Source organism: Salinicoccus halitifaciens (assembly GCF_021026095.1).
GTDB classification, from domain to species: Bacteria; Bacillota; Bacilli; order Staphylococcales; family Salinicoccaceae; genus Lacicoccus; species Lacicoccus halitifaciens.
Map to the genome: position 1 here is coordinate 1 of NZ_JAJNCU010000002.1, position 15,525 is coordinate 15,525.

Consider the following 15,525-nt stretch of genomic DNA (forward strand, 5'->3'; position numbering starts at 1 on the left):
TGGTAGTTGGACATACGTCCTGCCAGAGTAGGACGCTGCCAGGCAAATCGCAAGATCCAATCCCAGTGATTGGATCTTTTTTTGTTTTATTTATTAGTTTTGTTTATTATAGGAAAATTAAAGCAGCCGCAGGATGTATCCTACGGCTGCTTATTGATCAGCTTACTCTCATACTGCAGGAGGGCCGATGACTCTATCTGCCAGACGGCGGCAGTTTTCCTGATCAAAATAATCGAAGTAATACTCCGCTTTCTCATACCAGGGATTTTTATTTTCACCTGTGACGATATGTTCCAATGTATTGATGACTTCTTTTATATCTCCTGCTTTGTATCCATACAGATCCTTATCCAGGTCGAGATAACTGCCACGTTTTTCCTCCAGCATTTTCTGGTCAAACATATAAAAAATGATTGGTTTATTCTGATACAAGAAATCCCATGAGACACTCGTATAATCAGTCAACAGCATATCAGCATCAATCACTTCATCTTTAATGGAAGCCTCATCAAAAGTGATTAATGAGATTCTATTTCCATTCTCTAAAGGCTTGAAATGATCTTCATAAGTTTTCATAAAAGGATGCAGTACAACTTTTATATTAAGCTGATAAGATGTAATAAGCTCTTTCAATCCAGGATCGTTCAATAAATCCACCATACATCGGAAGTAATCACTTTTCAAAAATTCCTCCTCAGTAAGATCAAGCAGCCATTCTCTCCATGTCATCATCAAAAGTATGTTGCGGACTTCCTCTGACGGACTGTCGGGCTGTAAACGGTCGAAACGTGCCATGCCTGTCGTGATCAATTTCTCATCCGGAAATTTCCAGCCATTTAATTTTATATCGCGCTCGTATTCGGAAGCGCAATTAAAAAAGTCAGTTCTATTAAGAAGAGGTCTATCTTCGGGTTGTATTAAGATTTTTTTGAAACCCTCAATTCCATGGCTGACGTGTGTCATTACGGTTTTTTTATTGAGGTGGATATACTCATCCATATTTGGTGCAATATCATAAAGGATGGAGTGGCCATGGAATGTATAGTCAGCTCTGAAAAATAATAGATAATTTTTAAAGCTGCCGAGCGGGACCGCAGACGGGATATTCTCTGATTGAATGTAGTCGAAATTCTTGTCGTACATCCAATATGTCTTTAGATCCTGACGGTTTTCAACAAGATATGTATGGAAAACCGATGCGTTATCTTCATATTTCTCTCCTAAATTCCCTCCGACAAGTACTATCGGTTTCTTATTTTCAGGCATCCTTTTGGCAATGAATCGTGCGGCAGTTATTTTAAGATTGATGAACAGAGATTCGTACCATTTAAAAGTTTTCAGTCTCATAAATCATCTCCTCCTTGGAATTAATTAAGGGGTATTCACTTTCTATATTTATACCCAAATTCATATCTATTCACTCTGTTTTTGTTTAAGTAGTTGCATTCCGGGTATAAAATGGGTACTCAATGTAAAGAGTGTGTTAAAATAAGTATACGATATATCAGAATATTGGTAAAATTAGCGCTCAATGTAAATATCATGTTAAGTATAACGTGATATATCTAAATATTAAGGAAAGGGTGGAGTCATTTGAATGTACGAAAAATATTGTTCATTTCAGATCATGGTGACCCACTTGCGGCATTAGGTGGGGAGCAGGCGGGTGGCCAGAATAACTACGTCAAACAACTGGCAACTTACCTCTCTGCCAGTGGAATGATGGTAGATGTGGTCACTCATTGGAGCGATGAAGCTGCGCCACGAATCGAAAGGTTTGGCAAGTCATGCCGGGTCATCCGTATCGCAGCGGGGAGGAAAGGTTTTGTTCCAAAGGCAGAAATAGCAGATCTCCTTGATGACTTTTACAGGGAAATGAAATCATTACTTAACTTAAAAGAGTATGATATTATCCATAGCCATTACTGGATGTCCGGACTTCTTGGACTTGCTGTGAAAGAAGAATTCGGCATACCACTCGTGCATACATCACATTCACTTGGTGTCGCAAAAGCGGCAGCCACAGGCGTACGGGAAGGAAGACGTTTGAGAGCTGAAAAAAGGGTGCTTAGAAACGCGGATTGCGTAATAGCGACGACCCCGACTGAAAAGAAAATCATTAAAAGATTTGCTGGCCCGAAAGCGGCTGTCTCTGTCATCCCTATTGGAGTAGCGGAAATCTTTGAAGAAACGCTGCTTCACAAACCGCCTGTACAACCGCTCTTTGTCTACGCCGGTCGTTTTGAAGAAACTAAAGGCTTGTTCACTCTATTAGAAGCTTTTCAAAACCTTGTGAAAGAGGGTCAGGAAGGCGAACTGATTCTTGCAGGGGGAGACGAAGATGATATTGACAGAGCGACAGGTGAACCCGTCACCGCGGGCCTTTGTGAAGCCATCAATGGTATTGAAGACAGGGTGACTTTTCTCGGACCGAAATCACAGGAAGAGCTCGCAGCGTTGTTCTCCAAGGCGACAGCCGTTGTCGTGCCTTCCTACTATGAATCGTTCGGCATGGTGGCTGCAGAAGCACAAGGATGCGGCACACCGGTCATCGCTTCTGAAACGGGCGGCTTGAAAGATGTGGTAAAAGACGGACAAACCGGAATACTGGTGCCCCCTAAAGATTCAGAAGCACTCGCACGAGCAATGCATAAGATAGCAGAAGCGCCGGACTATGCTGAGACTCTGGGGCGGGGAGCAATGAAGCGTGCGAGGCTGCTGTTCACCTGGTCGTCCATCGCGAATTTGACGCAGGACTTATATGAGGTGATATACAATGAAGAAAATTCGCCATTTGTTAGCGACGGATCTTGATGGTACTTTTGTAGGGGACAGAACAGGGTTAAAGAACCTTTTATCTCATTATGAAACGCTTAAAGAACTTACATCGCTTGCATATATTACAGGACGGCACCGGGATTCTGCAGCTAAACTCATCTATGAAGAATCACTGCCGATTCCGGATCTGCTCATTACTGACGTCGGGACGGCCATCTACGCGGGTTCTGATTTTTCAGAAGATGAAGAGTGGAAAAGGAAAATGACCGCTGAATGGTACCCGGATGAAATTCTTAAAGCCGCAAGTAATATTCCCGGGCTCACGTGTCAGAATCTGCCTGACAAGAAACGTGTCTCTTTTTATTCAGACGGGCCCCGCCCGGCTAAAGCGTTGGAAGTGAAACTTCTAAAAAGACAGATACCACATACTTTCATATTCAGTTCAAACAGAGATGTGGATATTTTGCCAAGGGGCGGCGGAAAAGGCGAAGCACTCAAGTTTTCAATCAACAAATATGTAGAGAAAGATGCGAGTATTCTTGTGGCAGGCGATTCGGGTAACGATTTGGATATGCTGACAGCAGGTTATCCGGCTGTAATCGTTTCGAATGCACGCAAAGAGCTGGCAGAGGTGAAGGAGAATGATAAACTCTTCCGGGCAAGTTACCCCCATGCACATGGCATACTCGAAGCATGGCAGCATTTCTATGGAACAGGCAAATAGTTTTGTATTTATTGGAAATCAAATGTAGTATGTAAAGAGATCAATCTGATCTCTTTTTTTATATGTAATTTTAGTTTTTTGGTATAATAGTTGAGGAACTTGTGGATAGGAGTCGTAATGATGAAAAAAGAAATTATTATATCTTCCTTGAACGATATGGAACGATTGGCTGGGCTGTTCGGCGAAAAAGCATATCCGAATTTAGTGCTCCTTTTATCCGGTGACCTGGGTGCAGGAAAAACGACATTTGCTCAATTCCTGGGAAAAAAACTTGGAGTAAAACGGAATATCACTTCCCCTACATTCAATATCATCAAGTCTTATAAAGGGGAGTTGCCCATTCATCATATGGATTGTTACAGATTGGAAGACAGTGAGGAAGATTTAGGGTTTGATGAGTATTTCAATGACGGTGCTTTAGTCATCATAGAGTGGTATACATATATAGAAGAGTTCCTGCCGGAGTCATATATAACTCTGGATATCAAAATAATGAATGATCAGAGGATCGTAACGCTTGAAGGTACAGGGAGTAAAAATGAAAGAGTGGTAAAAGAAATTTATGAAGAGTTTACTGATTGATACATCCGATCAAGTATTATCAATTGCAGTCACTGATGAGATAATATTGGGTGAAATCAACATCAATATAAAAAGGACACATTCGGAAACACTGATGCCATATATTGCTGAGCTGCTGGATATGGTCAATGTGAAGAAAAATGAGTTGGAAAAAATCATCGTTTCAAATGGACCCGGCTCCTATACCGGAATAAGAATCGGGGTGACGGTGGCAAAAACCCTTGCTGTGGCATTGAACATCCCCTTATATACTGTCTCCAGTCTTTTTGTGATGGCGGCAAGTTACCGCGGGGTGATCGCCCCTGTGATTGATGCACGCAGAGGAAACGTATATGGCGCAGTTTATGAGCTGGACGGTAATTCTTTTGATGTAATAAAGGAACCGGAACATATGGATTTTGCAGCATTTAATGAGGAAGTAAAAAAATATGGCGCACAGATAATCATGAACACTGCATTGAAAAGGAATTTCGAAGCGGAAGTCACACACGTGATGAGCCGCATCGGCAATGTTGTAAATTATAGAGGCGCTTTGGTACCAGTGGACGCACATGAAGTGGTGCCGGAGTATTTAAGGATATCGGAGGCCGAGAAAAATTGGATGGAAAAGAATCAGTAACGATAAGGCCGATGGGGATTGAAGATATTGATGCCGTCCATATGATAGAAACAGCGTCCTTCACCAAGTCATCATGGACGAAAGAAGCTTTCCTGAGGGAAGTCGCAGCCAATAAGTTCGCACATTATTTCGTCATGGAGAAGGATTCTGAAATCATCGGATACTGCGGCCTCTGGCTGATACTCGACCAGAGCCAGATCACGACAATCGCCATCAGGGAAGACCAGCGGGGTCACGGGTTTGGTCATCAATTACTGCAGTTCATTAAAGAATACTCCGCAGAATCCACGACGACACTGTCCCTGGAAGTGAATGTCGATAATGATTCCGCGAAAAGCCTTTACGAAAAAGAAGGGTTCTCCTACGGGGGGATCCGGAAAGACTATTACGGACCCGGAGAGGATGCACATGTCATGTGGGTGAAACTGGATGAATGAAAATATAACAATATTAAGCATTGAGACAAGCTGTGATGAAACGGCGTGCAGCATCGTGAGGAACGGCAGTGAATTGCTGTCGAATGTCGTCGTCAGCCAGATAGAGAGCCATAAGCGGTTCGGCGGCGTAGTGCCCGAGGTCGCTTCCAGACACCATGTGGAATCAATCACGCTTGTGATCGAGCAGGCATTGGAGGAAGCTTCCATGACACCGGATATGCTCGATGCTGTAGCGGTGACGGAAGGACCGGGACTCATCGGGGCGCTTCTGGTGGGCATCAATGCAGCAAAGGCATTCAGCTTTGCGCACGACTTGCCCCTCATCCCCGTCCATCATATCGCAGGCCATATTTATGCAAACCAGCTGGAGGAGGAATTGACCTTCCCATTGATGGCTTTGATCGTCTCAGGCGGACACACTGAGCTGATTTACATGAAGGACCACCTGAATTTTGAAGTCATCGGTGAAACGCGCGATGATGCAGTGGGGGAAGCATATGACAAAGTGGCCCGGGTCATCGGGCTCCCTTACCCGGGCGGCCCTCATATCGACCGGCTGAGCAAAGAGGGGAAAGACACATTCGATTTCCCGAGAGCCTACCTTGAAGGCAGTTATGACTTCAGTTTCAGCGGTTTGAAATCCGCCGTGATCAACTCACTCCACAATCACAGGCAGAAAGGCCTTGAAGTGGATCCAAAAGATGTCGCATCTTCATTCCAGCACAGTGTGGTGGACGTGCTCACCAGCAAAACGATGCAGGCGGTTGAGGAATATAAAGTCAAACACCTCATCATCGCAGGCGGCGTGGCTGCAAACAGCGGTCTGCGTGCAAGATTCGAACAGCTCGCAAGAATGCACAATATCAACCTGCATATACCGGCCCTCAAATTCTGCACTGACAATGCAGCGATGATCGGGGCTGCTGCATATCAGCTGTATTTGAAAGATCATTTTTCAGACCTCAATCTGAACGGCCGCAATTTCATAGACATTGAAGAATACACACATTAACACATTCAGCGCCCTGGTCTATTCCACAGATCAGGGCTTTTGTGTAATTATCTCTTCATAAAAACATTTTCTAAAAATTACTATTTGACAGAATATTCATACCCTGTTAGTATGGTACTTAACTTAAAAATGAATAGATTCCTTATCGAGAGCCAGGGGAGGAAATTGGTCCTGAGATCCTGCGGCAACCTCACTTTTAAAAAAGTTGAAAGGTGCCCATTCCAACAAGCGTCATGCTTGAAAGATGAGGAAGAGCAGCTTTCATCAGTGCCTCTTCCTCAGGAAGAGGTCTTTTTTTATTCCTGGTTATCCACTAAGAATTAAGTTGATCAATGATATGAGGAGAGGTTATTATGAAAAAACAAATCCGTCTGAACGGTTTCACTTTAAACTCTGTTGCACCGCACTCACCGGGCCTGTGGCGTCATCCGAAAGATCAGGGACACCGTCATGGTGATTTGGATTATTGGACTGACCTTGCGAAACTTCTTGAAAAAGGCAAGTTCGATGCAATGTTTTTAGCGGATGTGATGGGTATTTACGACGTGTTTGGCGACAGCTCTGATGCTGCGATTAAAAATGCTGTTCAGGTGCCGCTGCACAACCCATTGCTTCCAATTTCGGCAATGGCTGCTGTCACGAAGCATATCGGCTTTGCAGCAACTTATTCGGCGACTTATACGGAACCTTACAAACTGGCTCGTAATTTCTCAACATTGGATCATCTGACCAAAGGTCGTGTAGCCTGGAACATCGTCACATCCTACTTGAACAGCGAGGCAGTCAATCTCGGGATGGAGGGTCAGATCAAACACGATACGAGATATGATCGTGCGGATGAATATATGGATGTCGTATATAAATTGTGGGAGCACAGCTGGGAAGAGGACGCAGTGGTGGCGGATAAAGAGACGGGAGTCTATACCAATCCTGAAAAGGTGCATCCGATCAACCATAAAGGTGAATTTTTCAATGTGCCGGGCGAGCACCTGGTGGAACCCTCAGCCCAGCGCACACCGGTCTTATTCCAGGCGGGGGCATCATCAAAAGGGAAAGAGTTTGCCGCAAAACATGCTGAAGCCCTGTTTACGACACTCGCAAGCGATCTTGACGAGCTGAAGGCATTCACCTCTGAAATGAGGGAACGTGCAGTGGAGAATGGCAGAAATGCAGATGATATCAAGATATTCCCGGGAATCGTGCCGATTGTCGGCCGCACGGAAGAGGAAGCACAGGAAAAATACGAAGAGCTTTTGAAATATGTCAGCTATGAAGGGACGGCGGCAATGCTCTCAGGCCATACCGGCGTCGATTTTTCAAAGTATGACCCGAATGAGTATGTGGAGGATGTTACGACTGAAGCCTCCCACGGTTTCCTGAAGAAATATTCCGCAAGCACCACAAGGAAATGGACGGTGAGGGAAGCGATACTGCATCACGGCCTCGGCATCGGCGCCACTAAGGTCATCGGAACGCCTGAACAGGTTGCAGATGAACTGGAAGCCATGGCGAACGAAGGTGATGCGGACGGCTTCAACATCATACAGGCATCAAGCCCTTCAACTTTCGAGGATTTCATCGAGCTCGTCATTCCAGTGCTTCAGGAGCGCGGCAGTTACAGGACGGAATATGAAGCATCGACCTTAAGAGAGAATCTTTTCGGGAAAGGGAAAGTGAGGATTCCTGAGAGCCATCACGCAAGAAACGTGAAACTGACCAATGAAGTGCATATCTGAGTGAAGTGGAAAGCAGCCCTGATTTCAGGACTGCCTTTCTTCATATTCATCCTTCAGTATCGAATAATACACATCATTGAAGTATTCGCCTTGTTTCCATTTATGTACATGCCTCAATACGCCTTCCTTCCGCATGCCGAGACGTTCAAGGACTTTCCCGGAAGCAGTGTTCCGCTCGTCGAACATCGCGGCGATGCAATCAAGACCGAGGACTTCAAAGCCTAATTTCAATATTGCTTCAGCGGCTTCGGTCATATACCCTTTGCCATGGTGGGCTTTATTCAGTGTATAGCCGATGATTCCCCTCGAATCTTCGGTTTTTCTTCTCAGTTCAATCGTTCCGATCATTTTGCCGGAATCCTTCAGTTCAATGCCGTACTTCCCAAGCGGGCGCTCCAGAAAATATTCCACAATCGCCTTCTCCGTGTCAGCATGAGATTTGTGCCGTTCAAATACATAGTAAGTTGTCTCTTCATCCGAAGCATATTCGTGCATATCCTGGGCATCCTCCAAAGTGACCGGTCTGAGGATCAAACGCTGAGTTTCCAGGCGCTGATGTTTTGCAAGCAATACTTTGTAATTGTCCATTGAAATCCCTCCACATCTCTTTTATTTATTCTAATGATAACAAAAAGAAGGCCGGGGGCCTTCTTTAAATTTGGTATTTTAAATTTTATCTGTACTGGTTGAACTGGTTGTTGCCTTTTTCCTGCTGGATTTCATCTTCCTGGGCGTTCCTGCTGCCCTGTGTTTCATCCTGCTTCGCCCAGGCTTTTGTATCATCATCTTTAAAGTCGCCTTGCCCAGGCTGCGCCTTCTCCTTCATCTGTGCTTTTTGTTCCTGGCCCTCTTCAGCCTGTTTCCTGGCTTCTTCCCTCATCTTTTCAGCCTGATGCTTATGTTCTTCAGTCATTATCACACGCTCCTTTGAACATTATATAATTTGTTTACCATCATTCCGTCATTTTTAAACACCGTTCACGGCAGCGGATGAAAAGCAGGGGGATGCTTGCAAGTGCGGTCATTACGAACATATATTCTGTTTCCAGACGGTTTATTCTCCGTTTGAGTTTGTCAACAGGGAACATTTGTTTTATCCACAATCTGTGGATAACCTGTGCACAACATTAAAAGTCCTGTTGAATAAGTTACCCACAGCTGTGGGTTAAAATGTGGATAAACTTCTATTTTTATGTGTATATTGTGGATAACTCCTTCAAACAGCGCTCTAATCACCTTGCTTTTGTGTATAAATCTGTGATGATCTACAATTCTGACTAGTCACCTTATACACCGAACAGCCATGAAAAAAGAAGCGGTTGGGACTGACCAAACGCTTCTTCTATGATTCCGTGAGCAATTCTTCACTTTCCGCCCATTCATTCATGACCTGCTCAAGCCTTTCATTCTTTTCGATGAGCTGTGTGTTCAACTCTGCGGACTTGGTGTAATCATTATATATTTCAGGATCCAGAAGCTGGGCCTCCAGATCTTCGATTTCGGTTTCCAGCATGGCGATTTCCTCTTCGTACTGTTTGACCTGCTTTTTCAATCTGCTGATCTCATTACGGAGTTTTTTCTGCGCCTCGTAATCCAGGTTCTCTTTAGGTGCATCTTTCTCCTTCGATGGTGCTGGAGCCACTTCAGTCTGCCGCTTCTCCTCTTTTTTATGAAGGAAATAGTCGTAGTCGCCGTTCACGAGGAAGACATCCTCTTTTTGGATTTCCAGGATGCGGTCGGCGATGCGGTTGATGAAGTATCTGTCATGCGAGACGAAGATGATCGTGCCTTCAAAATCATCCAGTGCATCCTCCAGCACTTCCTTGCTGTCTATATCCAGGTGGTTCGTCGGCTCATCCAGTATCAGGACGTTATTCTTTTCAAGCATCAGCTTTGCCAGCTGTATCCTCGCCTTTTCTCCGCCGCTTAAATCATTCACGCTTTTCAGCACTTCATCCTGTGTGAATAAAAACCGTCCCAGGATTTTTCTGATGTCGCTTTCCTTCATTTCCGGATACTCGCTCCACAGTTCTTCAAGCACATTCTTATCGGAAGTGAACTCGGCCTGTTTCTGATCGTAGTAGCCGATGGAGACATTGGTCCCGTAAACGATTTCCCCGCTGATTTTGGAAATTTTCTTCGCGATGGTTTTTACAAGCGTCGATTTGCCGATGCCGTTCGGACCAAGTATGGCGAGCCTGTCGCCTTTTTCAACGCTGAAGCTGATGCCGCTGTTCAGCACTTCATCATAGCCGATGGCGAGATCTTTGACCCGGAAGACATCATTGCCGCTTTCCCGCCGGATCGAAAATGAGAAATCGGCGTTTTTATGGTCCTGCCTCGGTGCATTGACTCTTTCCATCATCTCAAGCTTTTTCCGCCTGTCTTTCGCCATGCCGCTTGTCGAAGCCCGTGCAATATTCTTTTCAACAAAGGTTTCAAGTTTCGATATCTCTTTCTGCTGACGTTCGTACTGCTTCATTTCCAGCCGGTGGCGCTTTTCCTTTTCGATGACATACTTTGAATAATTCGAGTGATAGAGGGTGCCTTTTCCAAGCTCCACTTCAAAGATCTTATCGACGGTCTTGTCCAAAAAGTACCTGTCGTGGCTGATGATGACGACCGCACCCTGGAAATTCTTCAAATAGTGCTCAAGCCACTCGACGGTTTCCACATCCAGATGGTTGGTCGGTTCATCGAGGAGCAGCACGTCAGGCTTGCGGAGGAGCATCTGTGCCAGTGACAGCCTCGTCTTCTGGCCGCCCGAGAACTCATCTACGGGACGGTCCAGATCGGCGATGTCGAAATTCAGGCCGGTCAGCACCATTTTGATGCTGGAGTCGATATTATAGCCGTCTGCATTCTCAAAGGCATTCTGAAGCCTGGCGAGCTTATCCACATATTCCTCATAGCGGGGATGTGAATATTCATTATCTTCAAGCCAGCGGGTGACCGTATCCATTTCCTCCTGCAGTGCCAGAAGGTCTTCGAATGGGCGCATCATCTCCTCCCGGACCGTGAGTTTCGATTCGAGCGTCATCTGCTGGGTCAGGTAGCCGATCGACGTCCCTTTCGGCATGCTGATGCTGCCGCCGTCGTAACTCATTTCACCGGCCATGATCTTCATCAAGGTCGTTTTGCCGGCACCGTTCTTACCGACGATGCCTATATTTTCACCTGATTTGACCTCGAGGGTGACTTTATCGAAGACCAGATCGGTGACAAAAGATTTTCTTAAATTGGACAATTGCATTACAATCATAAAATTCCCTCACTTTCCTTCAGTTTACAATACTATGTGAAAAAAGACGATGGAAAATCATTGACATTATTATGTAAGATCGCAGGGTGTGTGCTATAATGGATTACATTAGCACAACAGGCAGGTGTAATTGATTGTGAATACAAAGAAGAGAATTCCTAACGCCACCATGAAGCGGCTACCTCTGTATTACAGATATTTTAAGCAGGCGGAGGAGGCAGCTGTTGACAGGGTCTCATCAAGAGAAATAAGTGAAGCTTTGGATATCGACTCAGCCACGATTCGCAGGGATTTCTCATATTTCGGTGAGCTTGGACGCAAAGGATACGGTTATAACGTCAAGAGTCTTTTGAACTTTTTCATGGAACATATTCAGGGTACGGACAAGAAAAACATCATACTTGTTGGTGTGGGCAACCTTGGCAGCGCATTATTGAATTATAAGTTCAGTAATTTAAGCGATAAGATGAATGTCGTTGCAGGTCTCGACAGCAATGAGGAACTGATCGGCACCAAAATCAATGATGTCAAGATACATCATGAAAGTGAACTTGAGGACATCGTCGAAAAAGGAAATGTGGAAGTTGCGATTCTGACTTTACCGGTATCGGCAAGTCAGGAAATGGCAGAGAGGCTTGTCGATGCAGGTGTCAAAGGCATTTTGAACTTCACGCCGACCAGGCTGGATCTGGATAAGGACATCTATGTACATAACATTGATTTGGGAGTGGAACTACAGGCATTATTCTTTTATATGAAGAATCTATAGGAGGCGAATACAGCATGCTTACATTTTTATTACCATCAACATTGATGATGGCCGTCGGACCGGTGAGTCTGATCGTCATCGCAGTAGTGGCCCTGATCATATTCGGGCCGAAGAAATTACCGCAGTTCGGACGCGCAGTCGGGTCCACATTAAAAGAGTTCAAGGATGCGACCAGAGGGCTTGCGGATGATGATGACGAAGAAGAAGAAAAGAAGAAAGAACCGAAGAAAATTGAATCTGATACGAAATAACAGTGGTGGCGGAAGCCACCTTTTTTTAAGAGGTGACCTTGATTATGCACAATGATGAAAAGAAAGACGTCATGGAGCATTTGGATGAGCTGAGGAAGCGGCTGCTCATCGTAATGTATTTTTTTGTTGCTGCATTGATTGTCGGCTTTTTTTTATCCCAACCTTTAATTTATCAAATGCAGAACGCACCCTGGACGGCCAATATACAGATGCATGCCTTCCAGGTTGCCGATCCGATTAAAATATACTTGATGGTCATCGTGATCATCGCTTTTGTGGTCATCCTCCCTGTGATACTTTACCAGCTCTGGGCATTCATCTCGCCGGGGCTTTACAGCAATGAACAGAAGCTCACCTTGAGCTATATCCCGATAGTGATGATCCTGATGCTTGTCGGCATGGCATTCAGCTACTTCATCGTCGTGCCCTACATCGTCCATTTCACATTCGACCTCTCGGAACAGATGGGCATTGCCACCACAATCGGGATCAACCAGTACTTCGGCTTCCTGTTCCGTACAGTGCTGCCTTTCGGTCTCATATTCCAGATGCCGATCCTCGTATTGTTCCTGACACAGCTCGGCATCATCACACCTATGGTGCTGAAGAAGAACAGGAAATATGCTTACTTCATACTCTTCATCATTGCTGCAATCATTGCGCCGCCGGACTTCATGACACATATACTCTTGACCATACCGATGATTTTACTGTATGAGCTCAGTATCGTCATTTCTAAATACGGCTATAAAAGATATTTGAAGGCTGAAGAGAAGGCATTGGAAGAATCATTGAACGAAGACTAGGGGGGAACCGGGTGGACAGACATGAAGATATTCAGTTGAAGGCGTTGGAAACTTTGAGCCATGAAGATCTAAATTCGTATATTGAACATGTCAAAAACAGCCCGTGGCGCCAAAAATACCATATAGAGAGTGTTTTTGGCGCTTTAAATGCACCTGCTGCAATATTTTATGATGCAGCCGGTGGTTTTTATCATCTGTTTTATACATGGCTTCCGCTGCTTGATGAGGACGAACAGTACTGGTACCATGTGACCTCGAAAAACCTTGCGGTATTTGATAATGCAGGAGTGAAACTCAAACCGGACACACTGTTCGACAGCGGGGGGCTGTCAGCGGGCTCCGCTGTACATATCAATGAAGAAAACCACCTCTTCTACGTGGGCCGCGCCGATACCCGGGGGAAGTCCACATATAAAGTGCTTGCGGCTGTCATGGATCCGGATTACAAGCTGAAGAAGCATACCGTGCCATTGGTTGAAGGCTTTGAACCATATTACAGGCAGATGAAGGATCCGGCCATGGTGGTGTCAGAGGGCAGGTATTACATGCTCATCGGTACAGAGACAAGAGATGGCAGGGGACGCATCGCGGTCTTTGGTGCCGACGAATCATCCACCTTCAATCATATGGGCGACCTTGATACAGGATTCGATGAGTTCGGGTGGCTCTGGGAGTATCCGGGACATTTCACGGCGGATGGCCGGGATGTGCTCGTATTCTGTCCCCAGGGCGTCGACCGGTACGGTGACTTCTTCAGGAACAATTACCAGGCGGGTTATATGATCGGCTCGATCAATTTTGAGGATGCGGTGATGACCCACGGTGAGTTCCGTGAATTCGACGCAGGTTTTGATTTTTATGCACCCCGGATATTCACTGACAAGGCCGGCCGCCGGGTGATGATCGGGACACTCGGAATGCCGACCACCACGTATCCGGATGAACACTTCCATGTCAGACACACATTGAGCGTCCCGCGTATACTGGAGGCCGAAGGTGATGTACTTCGGCAGATGCCGCACCCGGACCTCCGGGAGCTGAGGGCGGATGAAGTGACTGCCCTCGGCTATTTCAAACATTATAATAAGCGGATGAGGGATTTTTACGGAGATGCCTACGAGCTTATAGTCGATTTCAACGAATATGATGCCTCTGAAATATACCTCCATCTCCGGGTGGGGAAAAGGGATGAGACACGCCTGATTTATGAGGTGAAAGAGCAGAAATTCACACTGGACACTTCTTTCAGCGGTGAGCAGCCGGAAGGGGTGGAGGAGTTCGACCGTTCCGTCCGGTTGAAGGAGCCGCTGTATAAGCTGCAGATCTTCATGGATATTTCCAGTATCGAAATCTTCATCAATGACGGCGCGGCAGTGATGTCTGCGAGAATCTTCCCCGAAAAAGATGCCATCGGTGTTGAACTGGCCACCCAGAGCGGGCAGTGCTACGTTAATTTGACGCGCTATGATTTGAAACCTTTGCCGCATGAAGAAATAATATATCAAAATTAAAAGCTGAAATATGTAAAATTCAGTAATAATTTGTTAAATTATAATAAAGCGGTCCAAACCATGTTATAATTGCTTAAATATTTTCTGAGTGTGACGGATTGAATAAGTTTGGAGGAAAAAATATGTTTTCGGTACTGAGCCAGATCAACAAAAGACAGGAATATATGACGCCGGTGGAACAGAGAATCGCAAATTTCATCCTGGAGAATCCAAGGAAGATCATCAATATGCCAGTGAAGGACATTGCTTTCAACAGCAACACAAGTGATGCGGCAATCGTCCGTTTTGCTAAGAGGGTCGGGCTTGCAGGGATCAAAGAATTGAAAGTCGAATTGGCGAAGGAATTACATACACTGGAAAAAGAGAAGATCTCCAGGGTTATCGACCTTGAAGCGGATAATCACAGGGATATATTCGACAAGGTGTTCAAAAACACGATCCAGGCACTGTATAACACCGAGAAGATCGTCAGCCGTGATGTGATGGAGGAAGCGGCACATCTGATCCTGAAGGCGGATAACACTTTCATCTTCGGCGTCGGTGACTCGGCAAATGTCGGCCATGATATAGAGCAGAAACTCCACAGGGTGAATGTCAATGCATTTTTCACCGCGGATAAGTACCTGTGCCTGACTCGCTTGTCCAATGCCAGGGAAAACGATGTTTTATTCGTCATCACCTTATCCGGCAAGACGGCGGAAGTCATAGAGGTCGTCAAGAAGGCAAAAGCGCTGGGCATAAAGATCGTGATCCTCACACAGAATCATGCTTCTATCGCAAAAAGGCATTCCGATCTTGCGATTGAAATCACGGAAGAAGAAACGAATATCCAGTATATGAATATGACGAGCAGAATCGCACAGCTGGTGATATGCGACGTTTTATTCTTCTATGTATGCCGGGAACTCGGGAGCTCGGCCTACGATACCATTATGAAAACATATGATGCTACACATTAATGAAGGAGAGGGTGGATGACACCCCCTCTTTTTTATTTGCGCCAAATATTACAAAATATATCTATTGAAATGAAATTGA

The 15,525-nt window shown here is 45.3% G+C and carries 16 protein-coding genes and 1 riboswitch; of the genes, 12 read left to right on the forward strand and 4 right to left on the reverse strand.

Going from position 1 to position 15,525, the window contains the following annotated elements; translation table 11 throughout:
* Positions 1-168: 168 nt before the first annotated feature.
* Entirely contained in the window at positions 169-1,347 is a 1,179-nt protein-coding gene (locus LPW40_RS04695; RefSeq protein ID WP_230821078.1) for a CDP-glycerol glycerophosphotransferase family protein, read from the reverse strand.
* 264 nt (positions 1,348-1,611) lie between these two features.
* Between LPW40_RS04695 and LPW40_RS04700 the strand changes: the two genes are divergently transcribed.
* The 7 genes from LPW40_RS04700 (at position 1,612) to LPW40_RS04730 (ending at position 7,888) form a co-directional block, all read left to right on the forward strand.
* Positions 1,612-2,814, forward strand: a complete 1,203-nt coding sequence (locus tag LPW40_RS04700) for a glycosyltransferase (protein ID WP_230821079.1) — start codon at positions 1,612-1,614, stop codon at positions 2,812-2,814.
* Positions 2,777-3,502: an HAD-IIB family hydrolase gene (locus tag LPW40_RS04705; protein WP_230821080.1), complete on the forward strand. Its 726-nt coding sequence runs from the start codon at positions 2,777-2,779 to the stop codon at positions 3,500-3,502. Before LPW40_RS04700 ends, LPW40_RS04705 begins: the two co-directional genes overlap by 38 nt.
* Before the next feature lie 156 nt (positions 3,503-3,658).
* The gene (gene tsaE, locus LPW40_RS04710) at positions 3,659-4,084 is read left to right on the forward strand and encodes a tRNA (adenosine(37)-N6)-threonylcarbamoyltransferase complex ATPase subunit type 1 TsaE (RefSeq protein ID WP_230821422.1); all 426 of its coding nucleotides are present in this window, start codon (positions 3,659-3,661) and stop codon (positions 4,082-4,084) included.
* The gene (gene tsaB / locus LPW40_RS04715) at positions 4,065-4,703 is read left to right on the forward strand and encodes a tRNA (adenosine(37)-N6)-threonylcarbamoyltransferase complex dimerization subunit type 1 TsaB (RefSeq protein WP_230821081.1); all 639 of its coding nucleotides are present in this window, start codon (positions 4,065-4,067) and stop codon (positions 4,701-4,703) included. Before tsaE ends, tsaB begins: the two co-directional genes overlap by 20 nt.
* On the forward strand, positions 4,682-5,140 hold the full coding sequence (gene rimI, locus LPW40_RS04720; protein WP_230821082.1) for a ribosomal protein S18-alanine N-acetyltransferase: 459 nt from the start codon (positions 4,682-4,684) through the stop codon (positions 5,138-5,140). The genes tsaB and rimI overlap by 22 nt, the downstream gene beginning before the upstream one ends.
* Positions 5,133-6,152, forward strand: coding sequence for a tRNA (adenosine(37)-N6)-threonylcarbamoyltransferase complex transferase subunit TsaD (tsaD, locus tag LPW40_RS04725; protein WP_230821083.1), 1,020 nt, complete (start codon positions 5,133-5,135; stop codon positions 6,150-6,152). The genes rimI and tsaD overlap by 8 nt, the downstream gene beginning before the upstream one ends.
* Positions 6,153-6,291: 139 nt before the next feature.
* A riboswitch (SAM riboswitch) is annotated at positions 6,292-6,403 on the forward strand.
* A gap of 102 nt (positions 6,404-6,505) precedes the next feature.
* On the forward strand, positions 6,506-7,888 hold the full coding sequence (locus LPW40_RS04730; RefSeq protein WP_230821084.1) for an LLM class flavin-dependent oxidoreductase: 1,383 nt from the start codon (positions 6,506-6,508) through the stop codon (positions 7,886-7,888).
* A 24-nt stretch (positions 7,889-7,912) separates the two neighbouring features.
* Here LPW40_RS04730 and LPW40_RS04735 read toward each other — a convergent pair whose 3' ends face one another.
* The 3 genes from LPW40_RS04735 to LPW40_RS04745 form a co-directional block, all read right to left on the reverse strand.
* Complete coding sequence (locus LPW40_RS04735; RefSeq protein WP_230821085.1) at positions 7,913-8,476, reverse strand: GNAT family N-acetyltransferase; 564 nt, start codon at positions 8,474-8,476, stop codon at positions 7,913-7,915.
* Positions 8,477-8,561: 85 nt separating this feature from the next.
* Positions 8,562-8,801, reverse strand: a complete 240-nt coding sequence (locus LPW40_RS04740) for a hypothetical protein (RefSeq protein ID WP_230821086.1) — start codon at positions 8,799-8,801, stop codon at positions 8,562-8,564.
* A 429-nt stretch (positions 8,802-9,230) separates the two neighbouring features.
* Positions 9,231-11,150, reverse strand: coding sequence for an ABC-F family ATP-binding cassette domain-containing protein (locus LPW40_RS04745; protein ID WP_230821087.1), 1,920 nt, complete (start codon positions 11,148-11,150; stop codon positions 9,231-9,233).
* Positions 11,151-11,283: 133 nt separating this feature from the next.
* On the opposite strand from LPW40_RS04745, the gene LPW40_RS04750 reads away from it, so the two are divergent.
* The 5 genes from LPW40_RS04750 to LPW40_RS04770 all read left to right on the forward strand — a co-directional run bounded on the left by LPW40_RS04750 (position 11,284) and on the right by LPW40_RS04770 (position 15,446).
* Complete coding sequence (locus LPW40_RS04750) at positions 11,284-11,919, forward strand: redox-sensing transcriptional repressor Rex (RefSeq protein WP_230821423.1); 636 nt, start codon at positions 11,284-11,286, stop codon at positions 11,917-11,919.
* Positions 11,920-11,963: 44 nt separating this feature from the next.
* Positions 11,964-12,170 (forward strand): twin-arginine translocase TatA/TatE family subunit, encoded by a 207-nt coding sequence (locus LPW40_RS04755; protein ID WP_097040391.1) that lies wholly within the window; start codon positions 11,964-11,966, stop codon positions 12,168-12,170.
* A gap of 44 nt (positions 12,171-12,214) precedes the next feature.
* The gene (gene tatC, locus LPW40_RS04760) at positions 12,215-12,976 is read left to right on the forward strand and encodes a twin-arginine translocase subunit TatC (protein ID WP_230821088.1); all 762 of its coding nucleotides are present in this window, start codon (positions 12,215-12,217) and stop codon (positions 12,974-12,976) included.
* 11 nt (positions 12,977-12,987) lie between these two features.
* Positions 12,988-14,487 (forward strand): GH32 C-terminal domain-containing protein, encoded by a 1,500-nt coding sequence (locus tag LPW40_RS04765; RefSeq protein WP_230821089.1) that lies wholly within the window; start codon positions 12,988-12,990, stop codon positions 14,485-14,487.
* A gap of 122 nt (positions 14,488-14,609) precedes the next feature.
* The gene (locus LPW40_RS04770) at positions 14,610-15,446 is read left to right on the forward strand and encodes a MurR/RpiR family transcriptional regulator (protein ID WP_230821090.1); all 837 of its coding nucleotides are present in this window, start codon (positions 14,610-14,612) and stop codon (positions 15,444-15,446) included.
* The last annotated feature ends 79 nt before the right edge of the window (positions 15,447-15,525 follow it).